Source organism: Shewanella sp. HL-SH8 (assembly GCF_051165765.1).
Lineage (GTDB): Bacteria > Pseudomonadota > Gammaproteobacteria > Enterobacterales > Shewanellaceae > Shewanella > Shewanella glacialimarina.
The window spans coordinates 3,991,643-4,010,982 of record NZ_CP195039.1; the positions used below are offsets into that span (position 1 = coordinate 3,991,643).

20 protein-coding genes and 1 pseudogene are annotated in these 19,340 nt (G+C 40.3%); 12 read left to right on the forward strand and 9 right to left on the reverse strand.

Annotated features, from left to right (window positions below; translation table 11 throughout):
• Positions 1-18: 18 nt before the first annotated feature.
• From ACRWQN_RS17695 to ACRWQN_RS17740, 10 genes are read left to right on the forward strand one after another with little or no spacing between them, the layout of a single operon-like run.
• Positions 19-354, forward strand: coding sequence for a hypothetical protein (locus tag ACRWQN_RS17695; RefSeq protein WP_434939179.1), 336 nt, complete (start codon positions 19-21; stop codon positions 352-354).
• A gap of 21 nt (positions 355-375) precedes the next feature.
• Complete coding sequence (locus tag ACRWQN_RS17700) at positions 376-1,062, forward strand: hypothetical protein (protein WP_434939180.1); 687 nt, start codon at positions 376-378, stop codon at positions 1,060-1,062.
• A complete protein-coding gene (locus tag ACRWQN_RS17705; RefSeq protein ID WP_434939181.1) occupies positions 1,059-1,415 on the forward strand; it encodes a hypothetical protein in 357 nt (118 codons plus the stop codon). Before ACRWQN_RS17700 ends, ACRWQN_RS17705 begins: the two co-directional genes overlap by 4 nt.
• Before the next feature lie 10 nt (positions 1,416-1,425).
• Positions 1,426-1,917, forward strand: coding sequence for a hypothetical protein (locus ACRWQN_RS17710; protein ID WP_434939182.1), 492 nt, complete (start codon positions 1,426-1,428; stop codon positions 1,915-1,917).
• The gene (locus ACRWQN_RS17715; RefSeq protein ID WP_434939183.1) at positions 1,914-2,177 is read left to right on the forward strand and encodes a PapB/FocB family fimbrial expression transcriptional regulator; all 264 of its coding nucleotides are present in this window, start codon (positions 1,914-1,916) and stop codon (positions 2,175-2,177) included. Before ACRWQN_RS17710 ends, ACRWQN_RS17715 begins: the two co-directional genes overlap by 4 nt.
• Positions 2,178-2,480 carry a hypothetical protein gene (locus ACRWQN_RS17720; RefSeq protein WP_434939184.1) on the forward strand — a complete coding sequence of 101 codons (303 nt, stop codon included), beginning with the start codon at positions 2,178-2,180 and terminating at the stop codon, positions 2,478-2,480.
• Positions 2,477-2,719 carry a hypothetical protein gene (locus ACRWQN_RS17725; protein ID WP_434939185.1) on the forward strand — a complete coding sequence of 81 codons (243 nt, stop codon included), beginning with the start codon at positions 2,477-2,479 and terminating at the stop codon, positions 2,717-2,719. Before ACRWQN_RS17720 ends, ACRWQN_RS17725 begins: the two co-directional genes overlap by 4 nt.
• Positions 2,716-4,146 (forward strand): DNA cytosine methyltransferase, encoded by a 1,431-nt coding sequence (locus ACRWQN_RS17730; RefSeq protein ID WP_434939186.1) that lies wholly within the window; start codon positions 2,716-2,718, stop codon positions 4,144-4,146. The genes ACRWQN_RS17725 and ACRWQN_RS17730 overlap by 4 nt, the downstream gene beginning before the upstream one ends.
• A gap of 8 nt (positions 4,147-4,154) precedes the next feature.
• Positions 4,155-4,280 carry a hypothetical protein gene (locus ACRWQN_RS17735; protein WP_264177954.1) on the forward strand — a complete coding sequence of 42 codons (126 nt, stop codon included), beginning with the start codon at positions 4,155-4,157 and terminating at the stop codon, positions 4,278-4,280.
• Positions 4,280-4,645 (forward strand): hypothetical protein, encoded by a 366-nt coding sequence (locus ACRWQN_RS17740; protein WP_434939187.1) that lies wholly within the window; start codon positions 4,280-4,282, stop codon positions 4,643-4,645. The genes ACRWQN_RS17735 and ACRWQN_RS17740 overlap by 1 nt, the downstream gene beginning before the upstream one ends.
• Before the next feature lie 46 nt (positions 4,646-4,691).
• Here the strand turns inward: ACRWQN_RS17740 and ACRWQN_RS17745 are convergent, their stop codons facing one another.
• Positions 4,692-5,114, reverse strand: a complete 423-nt coding sequence (locus ACRWQN_RS17745; protein ID WP_434939188.1) for a hypothetical protein — start codon at positions 5,112-5,114, stop codon at positions 4,692-4,694.
• A 13-nt stretch (positions 5,115-5,127) separates the two neighbouring features.
• A complete protein-coding gene (locus ACRWQN_RS17750; RefSeq protein ID WP_434939189.1) occupies positions 5,128-5,697 on the reverse strand; it encodes a Panacea domain-containing protein in 570 nt (189 codons plus the stop codon).
• Positions 5,698-6,326: 629 nt separating this feature from the next.
• Between ACRWQN_RS17750 and ACRWQN_RS17755 the strand changes: the two genes are divergently transcribed.
• Positions 6,327-6,794, forward strand: coding sequence for a chemotaxis protein CheX (locus tag ACRWQN_RS17755; RefSeq protein WP_434939190.1), 468 nt, complete (start codon positions 6,327-6,329; stop codon positions 6,792-6,794).
• Between the two features lie 120 nt (positions 6,795-6,914).
• On the opposite strand, the gene alr is transcribed toward ACRWQN_RS17755, so the two are convergent.
• Together alr and dnaB are read right to left on the reverse strand one after the other, a co-directional pair.
• Complete coding sequence (gene alr, locus ACRWQN_RS17760; RefSeq protein ID WP_434939191.1) at positions 6,915-8,006, reverse strand: alanine racemase; 1,092 nt, start codon at positions 8,004-8,006, stop codon at positions 6,915-6,917.
• Positions 8,007-8,090: 84 nt separating this feature from the next.
• Positions 8,091-9,500 carry a replicative DNA helicase gene (gene dnaB / locus ACRWQN_RS17765; protein WP_434927201.1) on the reverse strand — a complete coding sequence of 470 codons (1,410 nt, stop codon included), beginning with the start codon at positions 9,498-9,500 and terminating at the stop codon, positions 8,091-8,093.
• A 126-nt stretch (positions 9,501-9,626) separates the two neighbouring features.
• Between dnaB and ACRWQN_RS17770 the strand changes: the two are divergent.
• A pseudogene (locus ACRWQN_RS17770) lies at positions 9,627-11,822 on the forward strand (S46 family peptidase); the annotation flags it as partial.
• A 1,024-nt stretch (positions 11,823-12,846) separates the two neighbouring features.
• Here the strand turns inward: ACRWQN_RS17770 and ACRWQN_RS17775 are convergent.
• The 5 genes from ACRWQN_RS17775 to ACRWQN_RS17795 all read right to left on the reverse strand — a co-directional run bounded on the left by ACRWQN_RS17775 (position 12,847) and on the right by ACRWQN_RS17795 (position 19,272).
• Positions 12,847-14,448 carry a methyl-accepting chemotaxis protein gene (locus ACRWQN_RS17775; RefSeq protein WP_434939192.1) on the reverse strand — a complete coding sequence of 534 codons (1,602 nt, stop codon included), beginning with the start codon at positions 14,446-14,448 and terminating at the stop codon, positions 12,847-12,849.
• A gap of 311 nt (positions 14,449-14,759) precedes the next feature.
• On the reverse strand, positions 14,760-15,845 hold the full coding sequence (locus ACRWQN_RS17780) for a GGDEF domain-containing protein (RefSeq protein WP_434939193.1): 1,086 nt from the start codon (positions 15,843-15,845) through the stop codon (positions 14,760-14,762).
• Between the two features lie 174 nt (positions 15,846-16,019).
• Complete coding sequence (gene ahpF, locus ACRWQN_RS17785) at positions 16,020-17,585, reverse strand: alkyl hydroperoxide reductase subunit F (protein WP_434939194.1); 1,566 nt, start codon at positions 17,583-17,585, stop codon at positions 16,020-16,022.
• 149 nt (positions 17,586-17,734) lie between these two features.
• A complete protein-coding gene (gene ahpC, locus ACRWQN_RS17790) occupies positions 17,735-18,304 on the reverse strand; it encodes an alkyl hydroperoxide reductase subunit C (protein ID WP_434927205.1) in 570 nt (189 codons plus the stop codon).
• 224 nt (positions 18,305-18,528) lie between these two features.
• Positions 18,529-19,272: a spermidine synthase gene (locus tag ACRWQN_RS17795; RefSeq protein ID WP_434939195.1), complete on the reverse strand. Its 744-nt coding sequence runs from the start codon at positions 19,270-19,272 to the stop codon at positions 18,529-18,531.
• Positions 19,273-19,340 lie beyond the last annotated feature (68 nt).

Sequence of the window (19,340 nt, forward strand, 5' to 3'; positions counted from 1 at the left end):
ATAAGTTTGGGGTGACCTATGTTTTTTGTATTTGGAGTAAGTGAAACATTAGTTAAAAAAGCCGCTGACAAAAAATGCAGCAAGTTCACTGGTGCTTACCCAAACAGGCGAGAGCTAACTATTGATGAATACCAGCAAAAGCTAGCTAAAACCCGTGACGAACTGTTTGCAAAAATGAAAGCGCAAAAACTCAGCCACAGCTTGTCTACCCCAAATTTAGCAAAGCAATACGTAGCGTTAACCAAAGCACAAGAACAGTGCCGCGACATTGAAATCAGATACAAAAAACCGACAGGTGTCATTAATCCAAAAACCAAGAAAGAAGTTTTGGAATGGGCCACTTACACAGTTTAACAATCGAAGAGAGCAGCGATTATGAATATTTTGTTTAACAACCAATACCTAGAAATGCTTTATGAGTTTATGGCAAAAGGTGACATTCGTTACTACTTAAACGGGTTTCATATTAAACCTCACTCAGAACAAGGCGTAGTCTTAACGGCAACAGATGGGCACCGCTTAGTCACTATTCACGATAAAGACGGCTTTAGTGATGGCGAATTCATATTCCCAATTAGCAAAGGCTTATTGTCGGCATCAAAGAAAAAAGGCCGTGGCATTTTTTCATCAAAAAATATCATCATAATTAAAGGCAAAGCTTTAGTTAACGCTATTGAATACAGCGAATTCCCTTTAGATGAAAGTATCTTAGATGATGGTGAGTTTGTCAGTTACATCGAATTCATTAAGCCAATAGACGGCCAGTTCCCTGTGGCAAGCCGAATATTTAAAGGTTTGGGTGAACCAAAACCAACGAAAAACATCGGGCTTAACACTCATTATCTCACTGGCTTAAACAAGCTTACATCGATGCAAAAGTTCGGTGCTGTATCAGTTTATCTTTACAGCCCAGATAACGCCATATTAGCTGTTGCAGGATTAAACCGAGAAATTGTCGCGATGATAATGCCTGCGCGCTTGGATAAGTTGCCACTAAATGTACCTGAGTTTGTTTTTGAGTGCGGCCGTGACGCTGGGCAACCACAAGGGGTTGCAGCATGAGCCAACGTTACCGATATGCCGATTATATTGATGAGGACGGCGTTAAGTTGCAGCTAGAAGTATTCAATGAAGTAAGACAAACACCAAAAGGCGCTTGGGTTGTGCAGGCGCAAAGATGGTACCCAAAAAAACGCTTTGTATTGAATGGTGACGGTAAGCGTCTTTGCCACCAAACCAAAGAGCTTGCTTGGAATGCCTATCAGCAACGCAAATTATCTCAACGGAGATTAGCCGCTGATTCATTGGCAAAAGCTGAATACGCTCTAGAACAAATAGCCCTGATGGATTCACCACCAGAAGAAAGCCAAATTTTAGGCAAACCAGAATACTGGTTTAACTACACGTTCGATTAAAAGGTGAAGCATGACCGTAATTAGATTTAAAGCACCGAAAACGTGCCAGGTTGTACCTAATGGTCCATTAGTTCAGTACGCGGATTACTTAAAACTTGAGAAAGAAAACGCTCAGTTAAAAAGTGAAGTTGAAGAATTAAAGGCTCAGTTATTTGATGCAATTGGTGATGGTTTTTATGACGGTTATTCAGCATGCGCAGCTTTTTCTCGCAAGGAACACTTCGATAGTTGTTCGATTACTGAGGATTATATTGTGCTTCAAACTGAAAGGTATGAGTCTCACTATCGATACACCAAATCAATTTCTGATATTCGCGCTAAAGCCGTAATGGACTTTGCAGACCATGCTAGAGGCACTTATCTCGCTGGATTAGTTCCATCAGAATTAACCGTTTATGACTTATATCAAACTGCAAGAAACCACGTAAAAGACAATTATAACCATGAGTCGGAACTGTGGACTGGTGAAGATGCAGAGAAAGCTAAAGGCGGTGCTGCATGAAATACCTAATCCAAGGCGGTGAAAGTGCTGAACGCCTGCAGCTGCTACTGCAACTCACCAATATTGAATCGCCCGACATAGTGGCCGCATTAAATGACCACTTCGTCACAGGCCATCAAGACACGGTTGCTGCTATTCGAAACAACGTTAAAAAAAGCAATCTATCACGAGCTGTCACACGATTAGAACAAGTGGCATTAACGGTCGAAAAAATTAAAGAAATCGACTGGATCAAGTTCAAACCAAGCAAGGTGGCATAAATGAAATCGAAAGCAGCTTTTAATCATCTTTTAGGGCACTACCGCGCTCAAAAAGTGGGATTGCCAATAAAAATGCATAGTGATGACAAAATTGGAATCGCCATAAAACTTGGCGCACTTGATTGCCTTTACTGGCAAGCACTTGGGAATGGGCTAACAAACTTAGCTAAAGGAATTGGTAGAACGATTATTCATTCATACAAATACCACCAAATCAGACTACCTAGTCACCCTACGACAGGTTACCAGGTTAACGGTTACCCAAAGATGGACCTAAAAACGGCTCAAGGCGGTGCAGCATGAAAAAAGTAACCACAACATTCAGCACTCAACAAGGTGTTGTCACCTTATCTGAGCCGTTCTTCACCCTAATGCATGACCATGAACAGATTGAAGTGACATACAAGCCAAACAACTACAACGGCTGGGGCATGTGCAAAACCTTCAACGCCATTGAAGTTAATAACTTCACCCAAGCCGATGCAGAGCTATTTGCCAGCACCGCCGATTCAAAATTACGACTACAGGGGTATGCAGCATGAGTGGATTAATCATTGATAACTTCGCGGGCGGTGGTGGAGCAAGTACCGGTATTGCATGGGCAATTGGTCGCAGCGTTGACATTGCAATTAATCATGACCCCGATGCTATCGCCATGCACAAAGCCAACCACCCAGACACATTGCATTATTGCGAGTCAGTATTTGATATTGACCCAGTGCAAGCCACTGCAGGTAAGCCCGTTGATTTAGCATGGTTTAGCCCAGACTGTAAGCACTTTTCAAAAGCAAAAGGCAGCAAGCCCGTTAACAAAGAGATCCGTGGCCTTGCTTGGGTAGCTATAAGATGGGCAATGAAAGTGCACCCAAAAGTCATCATGTTAGAAAACGTCGAAGAATTTAAAACGTGGGGCCCAGTAATTGAATGCCAGGTAACCGAGTCAATACGACCTTGCCCAGACCGCAAAGGTGAAACATTTGATGCTTTTGTGAAGATGCTTAGCAATGGAATCGATGCAGACCACCCTGCACTCAATGAATGCGTTGACACCCTTGGGCTTGTTAATACCGCCAAACTAATTAAAGGCCTTGGCTATAAAGTTGAATGGCGTGAAATGCGTGCATGTGATTTTGGTTCGCCAACCATTCGCAAACGCTTCTTTATGATTGCGCGTTGCGATAACCAGCCAATCGTATGGCCACAACCAACACACGGCGCACCAAATAGTGAAGCGGTAAAATCTGGCACATTAAAACCTTGGCGAACGGCTGCAGAGTGCATCGATTGGTCGATACCATGCAAATCAATATTTGGCCGCAAACGTCCATTAGCCGAAAACACAATGAAGCGAATAGCCAAAGGTATTCAAAAGTTTGTAATCGACTCAGCTAACCCGTTTACTGCACCGGCACAAGTAACTATTACGCCATTCGTAACAGAATGCGCTAACGCCAGCGCCCAACGCAACATGCCTGCAGATGAACCGTTAAGAACCATTTGCGCAGAAGTTAAAGGCGGTCACTTTGCACTGGTAACAAGTCACATGGTCAAAATGCGCGGCACTAACATCGGGTTTGAAATGACTGAACCTGCTCACACCATCACCGCAGGCGGTTTACACCTAGGCGAAGTGCGAGCGTTCTTTATCAAATACTACGGTAACGAGCAAGACGGCGTTGCGTGTGACGAACCGCTGCACACCATCACCACTAATGACCGATTTGGGTTAGTGACCATCAAAGGTGAGCCATACCAAATAGTTGATATTGGCTTACGCATGCTTGAGCCGCACGAGCTGTTTGCCTGTCAGGGCTTTAATTCAGATTACATCATTAGCGATTACAACTGTAAATCTACCAAGAAACAACAAGTCGCACGGGTGGGTAATAGCGTACCACCACAACTTTCAGAGGCTTTGGTAAAAGCAAACCTGCCAGAACAATGCACTCAATTAGCTAAAGTCGCATAAGGGGTTATATGAAGAAGTCAGACGTTATCAAAGAAGCATTAAAACAATGGTATGCCCTGCCACGTGATCAAGTCGGTTCATGCCAACAGTTCATGAAAACGCTAGCTGAAAATCTAGCTAAGGAAGGCAAGTAATGAGTGCAGCAATGGCATTAATACTCAGCGACCTAATTGAAGACTACTACATAAATGAACACCTGAGTGGTGATCAGGTTGCAGCAAAACTCGGTTTAAGCCAATACCAGGTAAAAAAATATCTGCGTGAAAACGGCTTAGCGAGAAGCAGAAAAGAGGCTACATCGAAAGCAGCACATACATTAAGACCAAAAGCGGCAAACACCGCCCTTAGCCATTACGACATTCAAGAATTACGCGAGTGTCGAGTATCAACCCTCGCATTATCGTTAATGCACAAGCCGATGCAGAGCTATTTGTCAGCACTGCCGATTCAAAACTACGCATACAGGGCAAGCAGCATGAAGAAGCTAGAGAGCTGCTAAAAGGGGAGGTAAATATTAAAACTTCTAAAATACTAAAATACTAAAATTATGCGGCTTTGGTTTTATCTTTTAGAAAAGGAACTTTAAAGGGGCTAGGATGCTCCAGACACACATCAAAAACAATATGCTCTGTCACCTGAGGATTTGAAAATTCATTCTGTTTTATATGTACAATCCCATCAGAAACTTTACCGCCATATTTAGGATCTTTACCATCTTTGTAGTAACGAAAACCAAAGTGATAGTGAAATAATTTTTCATCCTTGGCTTGTTGGACAAATGCCTGCTGCATTTGAGTTTTTATGAACTCCATTTCCCAGCTAGGCTTATATTTCCCTTCAAGCTCAGAAGGCGTAAGTCCATTATTAATTGGCTGAACAAAATGCTTAAAAAGCTTTTTTTGAGCCTCTTCAGACAAAGATTGTAATTGTAATTTACATTCTTCTGTAAAATAGACGTTATGCTCCATGCATTGATACCTACTATCCATTAATCCAACTAACGAAATCTTCTTCTGTATTGACATCGTGAGGCAACTCAAGGAGATTGGTTCTGATACCGGTTTTTTCAGACGAGTCCAAGATTTTTGCTAATTGAAAATCTTGTTCATTTGCTAATTCTAATGTAAAAAAATTAGTCATTTTAGCATCTGTAATATCCACATTCCCCGCATGAGCTGCATTATATGATGATATCCAAGGTGCTTCATTATGTGTTTTATTTCGTAAAGCCCAGGCGCCAAAAGCACCTAAACTATCAAGAATATAATCAATCATATTTTGGGTTTGTTCACTTAAACTTGTAAAAGAAACACCGGGAGTATGAGGAATTTGAAGACTACCAAAACCCTTATATTGATGATAAACCGATTCGACAACGGGACCATGCTGCCAAGCTTTGACATTCTCATCAAACATTCTTTCACCATAAGCTGCTAAAAAATAGCCTTGGCAATAGTACATCAATTTTTGAAGCTTCAATGGGGTTATGGATATAGACTTTTCTTGAGCACGATCTAAAATTGCTTTAGCAATTTCGCTACTAATAGCCATAACATCTCCCTTCTAACTTAGTAAATATCATCCTAAAATTGACGGCAAATTATACAGCAGCCAACTTAAAAGTAAAATTATTCCGACTAGCTTTATCACAAATATATCAAATTACTAATCTACACTACCAAGCAAAATCAATAATGTACATTACCCAAAAATATTAAAAGGAAAATAATATTTATTTTTTGAATAACTTTAATTTTTACGGGGAATTACAGGTATCCAAAACCATTAAAAAAATAATGGGGTGCCCAATAGGAACCCCAGAAAAATAAGCAGTATTAAAAATCAATAAGTTATAGAACAATCCGCTCTATCCAGCATAGGAGCAATTGAAAAAGTGCGATCTATTTTTACATTAGCAGTCATAAAAACCAATATTTGTATCTGAAGCGGCCACCCTAGTTAATCTATAGTGATAACCACTGCATCATTAAAGAAGATATAACTAAGATAGAGACGGGCCTGCAATAAGCTGGCGATATGGGATAATTATATCATGTATATCTTAGGTTCAGATACCCAAATAATGAAGGGTGTTCTAGACTGTGAGTTAATACTAGAGTAATTTATAGTCTAATTACCTTTCCCCTTAACTGCATTTACCTATAAGGATCAAATTTAATATGAACGTTGAATTTATTAACCCTTTTCTTGTGTCGTTAGTAAATGTGATATCGACAATGGCTATGATGGATCTTAAGCCAGGCAAACCACAATTGAAGAATCATGATCTTGCTAAAGGAGATGTCTCAGGTTTAATTGGTATGGTGGGGCCTAAAACTAAAGGGTCTCTGTCGATTACTTTCGAAGAGCCACTTATTCTAGAGATTATGAATAAGATGTTAGGTGAAAAGCCGAGCGGCATTAACGCCGATATTACTGATTTAGTGGGTGAAATTACCAATATGGTCACTGGCGGAGCTAAAAATTTACTCAGCAGTAAAGGTTATGATTTTGATATGGCGACCCCTGCGGTAGTATCAGGAAAAAATCACACTATTTCACATCAAGCCAAAGGCAAAAAAATTATGATGCCATTTTCACACGAATACGGCATGGCTTTTATTGAAATATGCTTTGAAGAAGAATAAGACTCCTAGTGCAAGACCTGAACGTTAGATAGACTTAAGCGAGCATGCCATCACTTAATGGCTCGCTCGCTAATCTGTAATCTGTAATCTGTAATCGAAAGTTGAAGCGGTCGATTTCCCTTAAGGCAACAATTCGACCACGACTCTGGGAGTCAATTTGGTCACAAGTTCATACGCTATTGTGCCGATATGTTCTGCAACCTCTTCTACCGCAAGCTCTTTTCCCCATAACTGCACGCTATCACCGACACTGTCAGTGGCATCTATGCCTAAATCGACTGTCAGCATGTCCATTGAGACTCGGCCCACTATCGGCACTCTGCGTCCATTAAGCAACACCGGCGTTCCTTCAGGCGCATTACGGGGATAACCATCTCCGTATCCTATGGCGACAACACCCAGTAAAGTATCTTCTTTTGCTTGCCAAGTTGCCCCGTAACCGACACAGTCACCGGCTTTATGTTCTCGTACTGCAATTAAATTAGACACCAATTCCATTGCTGGAATGAGTTGATGATTAATGCCTTTATCACCCATTACTGGTGATACACCATACAATGCGATACCGGGGCGCACCCAATCAGCTTGGCTTTGTGGCCAAAAAATAGTGGCGGCAGAGTTCGCTAACGTTCGTTCACCGTCAAGCCCAGCAATCAGGTCTTCAAATGCTTTCATTTGCTTTAATGTCAGTGGGTTGTCGGGTTCATCGGCACAGGCAAAGTGGGTCATTAAGTTAATCGGTTTAGCGACCGAATCGCAAGCGATTAAGCGCTGATAAATAGAAGAAAATTGCTCCAGACTGAATCCTAACCTATGCATGCCAGAATCAATTTTAAGCCACACTTTAACCGGTTTGGACAAACTCGTTTGTTCTAACATCAGCAGCTGTGATTCATGATGAACGGCGGTTTCAATATCATTTCCAACAATTAATGGCAGATCTGAGGCCCTAAAAAAGCCTTCAAGCAATAATAAGCGCCCTTGCACTCCGCCATTACGTAGCTCAAGTGCCTCTTCTAATCTTGCTAATCCAAATCCATCGGCTCCACCGTCATAATTGCTGACGCATTGGGCGACATTTAATAACCCATGACCATAACCATTGGCTTTTACTACCGCCATAATTTGGCTATGGGGAGCTATCTCACGTAATCTGGCAAGATTATGTTTCAATGCGTGACGACTAATTTCAGCGCGGGGAAAAGGTTTCAAAAAATGGCCTTATAAAACAAATGATGGCCGCAAAGCTAAACCATCGTTAATTATATTGTTAAATTAAACAGGTAATCGATGATATTAATCTTCTTCGAATTGCGGCCCTGAATAATTATCAAATCGTGAGAAATGCCCTTGGAAAGTTAACCTAACACGCCCAATTGGACCGTTACGTTGCTTACCAATAATAATTTCGGCTGTGCCCCTGTCTTCTGTATCGTCATTATAAACTTCATCACGATAGATAAACATAATAAGATCAGCATCCTGCTCAATTGCCCCTGATTCACGTAAGTCAGAGTTAATCGGGCGTTTATCAGCTCGTTGCTCCAAAGAACGGTTGAGCTGAGACAAGGCAACCACTGGAATTTCAAGCTCTTTAGCTAAGGCTTTTAATGAACGAGAGATTTCAGAAATCTCTAAGGTACGATTATCTTTTAGCGCTGGCACCTGCATTAGCTGCAAGTAATCAATCATGATCATCGATAAACCACCATACTCACGTGCAATACGTCTTGCACGACTGCGCACATCTGTTGGGGTTAAGCCTGAACTATCATCAATATACATTTTGCCTTGCTCAAGCATAATACCCATAGTTGATGAAACTCGAGCCCAATCTTCATCATCTAACTGACCTGTACGAATTTTGGTTTGGTCAACGCGGCCTAAAGAGGCCAGCATACGCATCATAATTTGTTCTGAGGGCATCTCTAGACTAAAAATAAGCACTGGCTTATCTTCGTTCATGGCAGCTTGCTCACACAAATTCATCGCAAACGTGGTTTTACCCATAGATGGACGCGCTGCAACAATGACCAGGTCTCCAGACTGAAAACCTGCGGTCATTTTGTCAAGATCAGCAAAACCACTAGAAACACCGGTTACACCGTTATGGGGATTATTATAAAGCTGCTCAATTTTATCGACGGTTTTTTCCAGAATGGATTTTATTCCTTCTGGACCTTCACTTGAATTAGCCCGAGACTCTGCAATCTTAAATACTTTGCTTTCAGCCAAGTCCAATAAATCACTTGAATTTCTTCCTTCAGGATTATAACCCGCATCAGCTATTTCATGGGCAACACTAATCATGTCTCTCACCACTGCGCGTTCACGTACAATTTGCGCATAGGATAAGATGTTGCCAGCACTAGGGGTGTTTTTAGCAATTTCACCTAAATAAGAAAATCCGCCGGCATCATCTAATTGATCTTCGATTTCGAGTTGTTCAGATACCGTGATTAGATCTATCGGTTGAGCTCGCTCCATTAAACGTTGCATTGCATTGAAAATCATTCGGTGCGATCGAGAATAAAAGTCTTCCGCTACAACCGCTTCAGCTACGCGATCCCATGCTTCGGCATCGAGCATAAGTCCACCCAGCACAGACTGTTCTGCCTCTATTGAATGAGGAGGTAACTTTAAGGCATTTACTTCGACATCTTTCTGCCTATTTCTTGCTCTAAATGCGGTTGATTGTTGCGACATTAACACTCCAAAATTCTAACGACTTGCAAAAAATATGGTATAACACCGTTGTCGAATTTAGCTGAGTGATATTAACCCAGCGGCGATTGTAAACATACGGAAAAATAAACTGCATAAGGAAAAAACATGCGTATTACATTGATAGCCGCTTTAGTGTTGTCATCGGCTTTAGCCTATGCAGATGAAGGCCAATGGCAACCCTACCAGATGCCTTCTATCGCAGATAAACTGATTGAACGCGGTATTGAAATTCCCGCAACACAACTTGCTGATCTAGGTCAATATCCAATGAATGCGGTTGTCAGTTTGGGCTATTGTACCGCCAGTTTCGTGTCTCCCCAAGGCCTAGTTGTCACAAATCATCATTGCGCCTATCGCGGCATTCAATATAACAGTAAAAAAGAACACAATTACCTTGCTGATGGCTTCTTAGCTAAAACAATGGCCGATGAGCCTTCTGCAGGTCCTAATGAACGTTTATACATTACTGAAAATGTAACAGATGTTACTCAGCTTGTTACTGCGGATTTAAGTGATGAGCCGTTAATTCGATATGAACAAATTCAAACTAACAGCAAAAGTTTAATTAAAATATGTGAAGCCGATAATAACTACCATTGTTCAGTAAATAGCTATCATAACGGTCTAGAATATTTCCTGATAAAACAGCTTATCATTCGCGATGTCCGCTTAGTCTATGCACCACCTGAAAGTATTGGTGGCTATGGCGGTGATATTGATAATTACGAATATCCTCGCCACTCGGGTGATTTCACTTTCTTGCGCGCTTATGTAGGCAAAAATGGTAAACCTGCAACTTACTCGGCAGACAATGTCCCTTTTCAACCTAAAAGCTATTTAAAAGTAAATACTGACGGTGTTAAGGCTGGCGATGGTGTATTTGCCGCCGGTTACCCAGGATCGACTAGTCGTTACAACCTCACTAGTGAACTTAAATTTGCCAGTGATTGGTTATACCCAACCCTTGCTGCCCGTTACCTGTTACAAATTGACACTATCACCCAAATGGGAAATATAGATAAAAACATCGCGATTAAATATGCCGGCACTATGGCTTCGATGTCAAATAGGATGAAGAAGCTTAATGGTCTATTAGATGGCTTTAAAGCGACCGATATTGTCGGCATAAAACAAAGTAGAGAAGACGGCTTTTTAGCTTGGTTAAAAAAGGATGAATCTGCTAACCCACTATTAATTCAGGAGCTTGAAGTCTTACTTGCTGAACAACAGAAATATGATCAAATTAACTACTATTTTGAAAACGCACAATCAAGTGCCTTACTGCTTGCAGCTAAAAGTTTGTACCGTTTAGCCCAAGAAAAGCAAAAACCTGATGCTATGCGTGAATCAGGTTACCAAAAACGTGATATGAAAATGTTCCGTGCAGGCCTGAAGCGTATTGATAGCAGGTTTGATATTGAAGTGGATAAAACCTTATGGTTACAGGATTTAAACGCCTATATTGCACAACCCTTAAAAGTTAAAGTATTCGATGACGCACTAAACAATAGTTCTGACCACCAAGGATTTGTCGCCAAAATTCATGGCATATATGCGTCAACAGAGCTAACAGATCAAGCAACCCGCTTGGCTTGGATAGATAAAACGGTTGAAGAGTTTCAAACCAGCACAGACCCTTTCATCCGCTTAGCGGTTGAGTTACATGATACTAATATGGCACTGGAACAAGAAAGTAAGGTCATTGAGGGTAAATTATCTATAGCTCGTCCCGAGTATATGGCTGCGATAATAGCTTACTATAAAGCCAATAACTGGCCTGTTTACCCTGATGCAAACCGTACTTTACGGATAACATATGGCATGGTTGATGGTTATCAATCTAAAGATGCTTTATATAAGCAGCCATTCACCCGTTTGCAAGGTATTGCTGCTAAACATACAGGAGCAGAGCCATATAATGCCCCGATTAAGTTATTAGCCGCTATCGCGACTAACGATTATGGTAAACATACTGTTCAGTCGATATATAACGATCCACGCTCTTGGCTGTGTAGACTTATATCGTGCATTGAGCCTAAAGATGATTTTAACTCGGTTCCGGTTAACTTTTTATCGAGTGTCGATACCACGGGCGGCAACTCAGGCTCACCGATATTCAATGGTAGAGGTGAGCTAGTGGGTTTAAACTTTGACTCTACATACGAAGCTATTACCAAAGACTGGTTCTTTAACCCAACTATCACTCGCGCTGTTCATGTCGATATTCGCTATATATTGTGGATGATGGATCAAGTTGATCATGCGGATAATTTGATTAAAGAATTAACCCTAGTACGTAACCCCGAGTTTCAACCTTTCATTCAACTAGATGAAACTCAACTAGAAGAAACTCAACTAGATGAAACTCAACTAGATGAAGCTCAACTAGATGAAACTCAACTAGATGAAGCTCAACCAGATGAAGCTCAACTAGAAGAAGCCAAACTAGATGAAGCCAAACTAGAAGAATCTCAACTCGGTAAATCGCAACTCGATAAATCTCAACTCGAAGAAGCTCAACGAGAAGAAGCTCAACTAGAAGAAGCTCAACTAGATGAAAATCAACTAGATGAAACTCAACTAGATGAAACTCAACTAGAAGAAGCCAAACAAGCTAAAGTTAAGCAAGCTGAATTTGAACAAGCTAAAGTTAAGCAAGCTGAAGTTGAACAAACTGACGTCAAACCAGCTGAAGTGAAACCAGCTGAAGTTGAACTAACTGAAGTGAAACAAGCTAAAGTTGAACAAACTGAAGTGGAACAAGCTGAAGTTGAACAAACTGACGTCAAACCAGCTGAAGTGAAACCAGCTGAAGTGAAACCAGCTGAAGTGAAACCAGCTGAAGTGAAACAAGCTGAAGTGAAACAAGCTGAAGTGAAACCAGCTGAAGTGAAACCAGCTGAAGTGAAACCAGCTGAAGTGAAACCAGCTGAAGTGAAACAAGCTGAAGTGAAACAAGCTGAAGTGAAACAAGCTGAAGTGAAACAAGCTGAAGTGAAACAAGCTGAAGTGAAACAAGCTGAAGTGAAACAAGCTGAAGTGAAACAAGCTGAAGTGGAACAAGCTGAAGTGAAACCAGCTGAAGTGAAACAAGCTGAACTGAAACAAGCTGAAGTGAAACAAGCTGAAGTGAAACAAGCTGAAGTGAAACAAGCTGAAGTGAAACAAGCTGAAGTGAAACAAGCTGAAGTGAAGCTAAATAAAGCTCAACAAGATAAAATTGAACAATAGAAATTACTAACAGCAATACACGAAAATGGCGCTCACTTGAGCGCCATTTTTTTACACTATATCAACTCAGCTATCATTTAATAAGGGCTAATATTTATAACTTAAATTGTGAGGTTGCATTTTTAAGTTGCACTGCAAAATCATCTAATCCTTGAGAAATATTATGTACTTCACCTAAGATATTTAAGGTGTTCTCAAATGATTCATTCATTTCAATGACATTTCCGCCCACTTGTTCAGCCACAACTGATTGTTGTTCAGTTGCTGATGCAATATGGGTATTCATGCTATTAATGCTGACAATTTTGGATTGAATAGATTTAAGTACATCACCAGTATCTTTGGCATAACGCTCATTGTCTGATGATTTGGTAATTGCCGCATCCATAGTGGAAACAGATGACACTGCAGCACCTTTTAATCTGTCTAATACTTCACGAATTTCTTTGGTTGCGTCGGCCGTTTTAGATGCTAACGCGCGCACTTCATCAGCCACAACAGCAAAGCCCCTACCTTGTTCACCAGCACGTGCGGCTTCAATTGCGGCGTTCAGTGCTAGCAAGTTAGTTTGCTCCGCTATCGAGGTGATCACGTTTAAAATAGAACCGACACTTTCAGTATCTTTAGCTAATTCATTAATAGAGTTAGAGGCTAGCTCGATACCTTTATTTAAGTCTTGGGAAATATTAATTGTACGCTCGACTACCACTAAACCTGCTGTAGCTTCACGCTCTGCTTCTTGCGCGGCTTCTGCAGCTTGTTGCGCACTAAGTGATATATTATTAACAGAATGACGCATCTCTTCCATTGAAACTTGTACATTACGCGCATCTTGGCTTTGCTGCTGAGTTGCTTTGGTCGCTAAGGACATTCTTTCTTTCAAAGATTTAGCGCTGTCCAATAATGGATTGGTTACACTCACAACGCCTTGAATTGAGTCAGCTAACAAGCGTAAGAAACGATTAAAGTTACTGGATACCTGACCAAGCTCATCGGTACCAATCACTTTTAATTGATGACGTAAGTTACCTTTACCATCTGCTAACTCACCTAACGAGCTTGCCACGTCACTGGCAGAGCTGCTGATTGAACGAGCAATAGATATGGTTGCAATAGCCATGATAATTAATAGGGCAATACCAATACCTAAGGTGAGATATAAGCTTTGTTCGGAACGATTACTGGCTTCAGCAAGGGTTGATGAAAACTCATCGACTTTATCGATTTTATATTGATTAATCCCCCGAGTCAGCGTGTCAAATATTTCTGATTTTTTGTGACTAATTTGACCTACTTGACTCATGTCTATGGTGCCATCGAGCATGCCACGAGCCAGCTTAGAGGTCATTTCATTATATTGTTCAAGTGAGCGAGATAATGATGATAAAGCTTGTGACTGATTACCATCTATTGTACTGAGTTTGTTGAGATTTGAATCTAAGGACTTAAACACCTTAGTGGCATTAGCCAGTAAATCTTCGTCAGCAAAAGAAACCGATTGTGTATATAACTCATCTAATCTCTGCACAAAGATAACGTTTTGATTGGCAAGTTCAACACGCTCGCTGACCTTACTCTGCATAAAGTTCATGGTGTCTTGGTTTTTATTTATTGCCACTATGCTAATTGCTAAGTTGACAGTAAATATGACCACAGACAATACGAATATTAATCCCACTTTTTTAAAAATGGACATGTTATTAAACCAATTCATACTTCGCCCCCAAGCGATTATCGACATATAGTGAATCTTATTAAAGATTTCACAGAGCTAAAATTTTTAACATATCTCGGTCCGTGAGAGGCTGTGACGCTTATTTTTGTTTTTACTTAGCCTAAAAAAGATCGATATCTGTAATCATAGTCAACAGATGCCTTAATTGGTGTAAAAAATAATAACAAATCGATCTTTGGTCCTATTGATTATCATCATCTTTGTTTATCGGCTGTGCAAGCATAAACTAAACTAAATAATTGAAAGCTTTCATTATGTTAAAATGAGCTAATTTAATAGGCTAAATGATTTCGAGAAGTGCGTTTTACTTGATAAAGTTTTTCATCAGCTAAATGGCATAATTCATCTGCAGACATACCAGGCAGTAGAACAGCAATACCCTGCGACACAGTGACCTTATCACTCACACTGGAGTCAGGGTGTAAAATAGCTAATTGCTCAAGTTGCTGTTTGACTTTTTCCGCCACGATAATCGCGCCAGCAAGATCTGTTTCAGCAAGCAATAATATAAATTCTTCCCCACCATATCTTGCACAAAGATCACGCGGACGATGAACGATATTTTTAAGCATATTGGCAAAGCTAATTAAACATTTATCACCTTGTTGATGCCCCAAACTATCATTAAGTTTTTTAAAATAATCGATGTCAATTAAGATTATTGCCAGTGGCTGCTTAGTTCGTTCACTGTTGGCAATTTCTTTGTTAATGACATCATCAAAATGACGTCGATTAGCGATTTGGGTCAGTCCGTCGTTAATAGCCAACTCTTCTAGCTCTTTGATTAATATTTGGTTATCAATATCTTTTTGTATCGCCCGTTTAAACCATGTTTCTGTAACATGATGTCCGGCAAAAACTATCACCACAAAGCACAATAAGCGAATACCTGAAAACCACAGTTCTGAGGTCACATACAACACATTAATACTGAGGTGATAAGCTGATAAAATAGCAATTATACTAAAGAACATTGCTCGATTAGGAAAAAGTGATATGCCAAATGCCAGCACCAACATATCAGTAATCGTGATAGCCGCGCCAATAAAGCTGGCAGAATAAATTAACAATGAAGCGGTAAAAATAAGCCAACTGAGAAACAAGAATATAAATGAAAAATATGAAGAGTTAATTTTTTTAGGCAGTAATTTACTCGCAATAGTATCAGTAAGAAACAAGCTTAGCATTAAGGGCAGCATAGATAACAGCATGTTCGTTAGCGGTATTTCACCATAAATATACCAAGGCCGATTTATTAACACTAACAGCAATAAACCAAGCGAAAGTAGCTTTAGGCCAATAAAGCTTTTCTTTAAATAAAGCTGTGTTTCATTGTGCAGTTGCTGCTCAAAGGTCATTTTGATGCATGCTCTTATTATTTGGTTAAGGTAAGTGTAATTGCTCAAGTCCAAATAGACAAAGTGAGTCCTCAAAATAAAAAGCCAGCAAAAATGCTGGCTTGAATAAGATACTAAATTGGAAAACTCAAAAACACTCTGTTCAAGTCTAATCCAATAATCAAGTCGAGTTAATTATGCAGCTTGCTCTGCTGCATTATCAGAGTGACGGATCAAATAATCGAATGCACCTAACGAGGCGGTTGCACCGCTGCCCATAGCAATAATAATTTGCTTATAGGGAATATTAGTCACATCACCTGCGGCAAACACACCAGGTATCGATGTTTGACCACGTGCATCAACGATAATTTCACCGCGTGGTGTTAAATCTACAATGCCTTTTAACCACTCCGTATTAGGCACCAAACCAATCTGTACAAAAATACCCGCTAAAGTCACCTCATGGCTGTCACCTGTTTGACGGTTTGTATAGGTTAGTCCAGTAACTCGACTGCCATCACCATTCACTTTGGTCGTTTGTGCTTGGGTAATAATAGTAATATTACCCATAGATTTTGCTTTACGTTGCAACACTTCATCTGCACGTAAAATACTGTCAAACTCAAGCACAGTGACATGTTCAACAATGTTCGCTAAGTCAATGGCTGCTTCAATACCTGAGTTACCACCACCAATTACAGCTACACGTTTACCTTTAAATAATGGCCCGTCACAATGTGGACAATAAGCAACACCTTTACCACGGTATTCTTTCTCACCTGGTACATTCATTTCGCGCCATCTTGCGCCAGTTGCCAGTAACACTGTTTTGCTCTGTAATATAGCACCATTAGCCAGTTCAACATCGAATAAACCGTTTGATGCCAACTTAACTACCTTCTGGTTTTCCATCACATCGACATCATAATCCTTAACGTGATTTTCAAGGTTTGCGACCAGTTTTGGTCCTTCTGTTTTAGAAACTGAAATAAAGTTTTCAATACCGACAGTTTCCGCAACTTGGCCGCCAAATTTTTCAGCCACTATTCCAGTAACCAAGCCTTTACGGGCAGAATATATTGCTGCAGAAGCACCTGCTGGACCGCCGCCGACAACTAACATATCAAATGCTGACTTTTGGTTTAATTGCTCCGCTTTGCGGCTACCCGCATTTTTATCTAGCTTATTTAATACTTCTACAACGCTGATAGCGCCTACAGAAAATGACTCACCATTTAAGTAAACTGATGGCACCGACATGATATTGCGCTGCTCAACTTCTTGTTGAAATAACGCGCCATCAATCATCACATTGGTAATATTTGGGTTAATTGCCGCCATCATATTCAGTGCTTGAATAACCTCAGGACATGTCTGGCAGCTTAATGACACATAAGTCTCAAAATGGTATTCACCTGGCAAAGAACGAATTTGCTCAATAGTGTCAGCGTCTAGCTTAATTGGGTGACCGCCGCTGTGTAATAAAGCTAATACCAAAGAAGTGAATTCGTGACCCATAGGTAAGCCTGCAAAGGTAATGCTGGTAGTTAATTCAGGGTTAATCACTGTCATGCTTGGACTGCGTAGTCCTGTAGCTTCAATACTGCTAACCAGTGCAGAGCTATCGACTATGTCTTGTACTAAGCTTTTAAGCTCAGCTGATTTTTTTGAGTCATCAGTTGATACCACTAACTCAACTGGATGTTTAAGATTCTGAAGATAAGTTTTCAGTTGATTTTTTACGTTGGTATCTAACATAACAACTCCTAAGAATGATATTTGTCTAGGGAAACAAAGATTGGAAAAAATAAAAGAGTGCAAGGCTGGAGATTGCCAGTTAATGCAGGGGCATTAACTGGCTGGATATACTATCTAACGAGTCATCTATTTCGCGTTAGCAGTTAGCCTTAAATCTTACCGACTAGGTCGATTGATGGCGCCAACGTTTCTTCACCTGGCTGCCATTTAGCTGGACATACTTCACCATCGTGACTAGCAACATACTGAGCAGCTTGAATTTTACGCAGTAATTCAGATGCACTACGACCAATACCTAGGTCGTGTATTTCAGCTACTTTAACTTGGCCTTCTGGGTTAATAACGAAAGTACCACGCAGTGCTAAACCATCTTCTTCAATCATCACACCAAAGTTGCGAGTAATAGTACCCGTTGGGTCACCAATCATTGGATAGGTGATTTTACCTATAGTGTCTGAACTTGAGTGCCATGCTTTATGAGTAAAGTGAGTGTCAGTTGATACTGAGTAAACCTCTACGCCCATTGATTGAAGCTTTTCATAATGGTCAGCCATATCACCTAATTCTGTAGGACATACGAAGGTGAAGTCAGCTGGGTAGAAAAACACTACAGACCACTTGCCTAATAAGTCTTGCTCTGTCACTTCAACGAATGCGCCGTTGTGAAATGCTGTGGCTTTGAATGGCTTGATAGTGCTGTTGATAATTGATTGTGTCATGATTAACTCCATTGTATTAATTAACTTAGTAAGGTTTTTTAATGTGAACTTAGTTTTAATTTAATCTTGCTTTAAAACTGCGCCCTGTTTCGATGGAGTTAGAATACGCTGACAGGTTAATTATGTATAACGGATAAAATCTATCATCCTAATCGGTTTTGCAACTGAACCATAATCCGTTATCGATTTATTATATTGAATAGCAGAATGCTTATAAATAGCGATTACTGCCAAGGCTCAAAACGGGTGAGCACCCTAGGTATATTAATATCTAATGCTTGGGATAAAGTTTGCTGGTTGGCTTTATTACTCATTGCAGCAAGCCCCTGGCTTTGATTTGTAGCAAAAACAACCCAGTTGCCCCCGCCAGTTAAACACGCATGAATATGACTAAAGTGCATCTGTAAGTGGCTGAGTAATGTAGTGTTGTTACGGTGTTCTTTCCAGCAGTTAAGTACCAATATCCCGTCGGCTTTAAGCCCTAAGTAACAATGCTCGGTAAACTCAGCGGATAGTAGTGTTGGGTCAACTCCCTTTTCACTGTAAATATCGACAAACAACATATCGCATTTCTTAAAATCACCAGCCTTTAGAAAATGATTAGCGTTTTGATGAATAACAGTCAGCTTTTTACCTATGGGTAATTGAAAAAATCTTTTAGCGGCGTGAATAACCTGCTCCCTTAACTCTACGGCAGTGATTTTAATCGCCGCATCGTAATGACGTAAAGCATGCACTAACGCGCCACCACCTAATCCTAAAATCACCACACTTTTAGGCTGCTTTGCCATTAATGCGCATAACATAGCTTGCACATAGGTATGCTGAGGGACAAAAGGCTCTGTTTTATCCATTTTACTTTGTTCATCATTATCACCAAATGATAAGACCCTGAAGTGGCCATCATCAAGCACAAATATGTCACCAAACTCATCGGCACTTGTGTGTAACACTTTATAATCAGACATATCATTCCATCTTTAAATTTAAAATAAATTAAATTAACTTTAAATTAATCAACAAGCCAAATTGCTTG

Coding starts and splice junctions, on each gene's coding strand:
- ahpC (WP_434927205.1), bottom strand. CDS start 18,304: ATGACACAATCAATTATCAACAGCACTATCAAGCCATTCAAAGCCACA.
- ACRWQN_RS17695 (WP_434939179.1), top strand. CDS start 19: ATGTTTTTTGTATTTGGAGTAAGTGAAACATTAGTTAAAAAAGCCGCT.
- ACRWQN_RS17710 (WP_434939182.1), top strand. CDS start 1,426: ATGACCGTAATTAGATTTAAAGCACCGAAAACGTGCCAGGTTGTACCT.
- ACRWQN_RS17745 (WP_434939188.1), bottom strand. CDS start 5,114: ATGGAGCATAACGTCTATTTTACAGAAGAATGTAAATTACAATTACAA.
- ACRWQN_RS17725 (WP_434939185.1), top strand. CDS start 2,477: ATGAAAAAAGTAACCACAACATTCAGCACTCAACAAGGTGTTGTCACC.
- ahpF (WP_434939194.1), bottom strand. CDS start 17,585: ATGTTAGATACCAACGTAAAAAATCAACTGAAAACTTATCTTCAGAAT.
- ACRWQN_RS17755 (WP_434939190.1), top strand. CDS start 6,327: ATGAACGTTGAATTTATTAACCCTTTTCTTGTGTCGTTAGTAAATGTG.
- ACRWQN_RS17740 (WP_434939187.1), top strand. CDS start 4,280: ATGAGTGCAGCAATGGCATTAATACTCAGCGACCTAATTGAAGACTAC.
- ACRWQN_RS17715 (WP_434939183.1), top strand. CDS start 1,914: ATGAAATACCTAATCCAAGGCGGTGAAAGTGCTGAACGCCTGCAGCTG.
- dnaB (WP_434927201.1), bottom strand. CDS start 9,500: ATGTCGCAACAATCAACCGCATTTAGAGCAAGAAATAGGCAGAAAGAT.
- ACRWQN_RS17735 (WP_264177954.1), top strand. CDS start 4,155: ATGAAGAAGTCAGACGTTATCAAAGAAGCATTAAAACAATGGTATGCC.
- ACRWQN_RS17700 (WP_434939180.1), top strand. CDS start 376: ATGAATATTTTGTTTAACAACCAATACCTAGAAATGCTTTATGAGTTT.
- ACRWQN_RS17780 (WP_434939193.1), bottom strand. CDS start 15,845: ATGACCTTTGAGCAGCAACTGCACAATGAAACACAGCTTTATTTAAAG.
- ACRWQN_RS17775 (WP_434939192.1), bottom strand. CDS start 14,448: ATGTCCATTTTTAAAAAAGTGGGATTAATATTCGTATTGTCTGTGGTC.
- ACRWQN_RS17720 (WP_434939184.1), top strand. CDS start 2,178: ATGAAATCGAAAGCAGCTTTTAATCATCTTTTAGGGCACTACCGCGCT.
- ACRWQN_RS17730 (WP_434939186.1), top strand. CDS start 2,716: ATGAGTGGATTAATCATTGATAACTTCGCGGGCGGTGGTGGAGCAAGT.
- ACRWQN_RS17705 (WP_434939181.1), top strand. CDS start 1,059: ATGAGCCAACGTTACCGATATGCCGATTATATTGATGAGGACGGCGTT.
- ACRWQN_RS17795 (WP_434939195.1), bottom strand. CDS start 19,272: ATGTCTGATTATAAAGTGTTACACACAAGTGCCGATGAGTTTGGTGAC.
- ACRWQN_RS17750 (WP_434939189.1), bottom strand. CDS start 5,697: ATGGCTATTAGTAGCGAAATTGCTAAAGCAATTTTAGATCGTGCTCAA.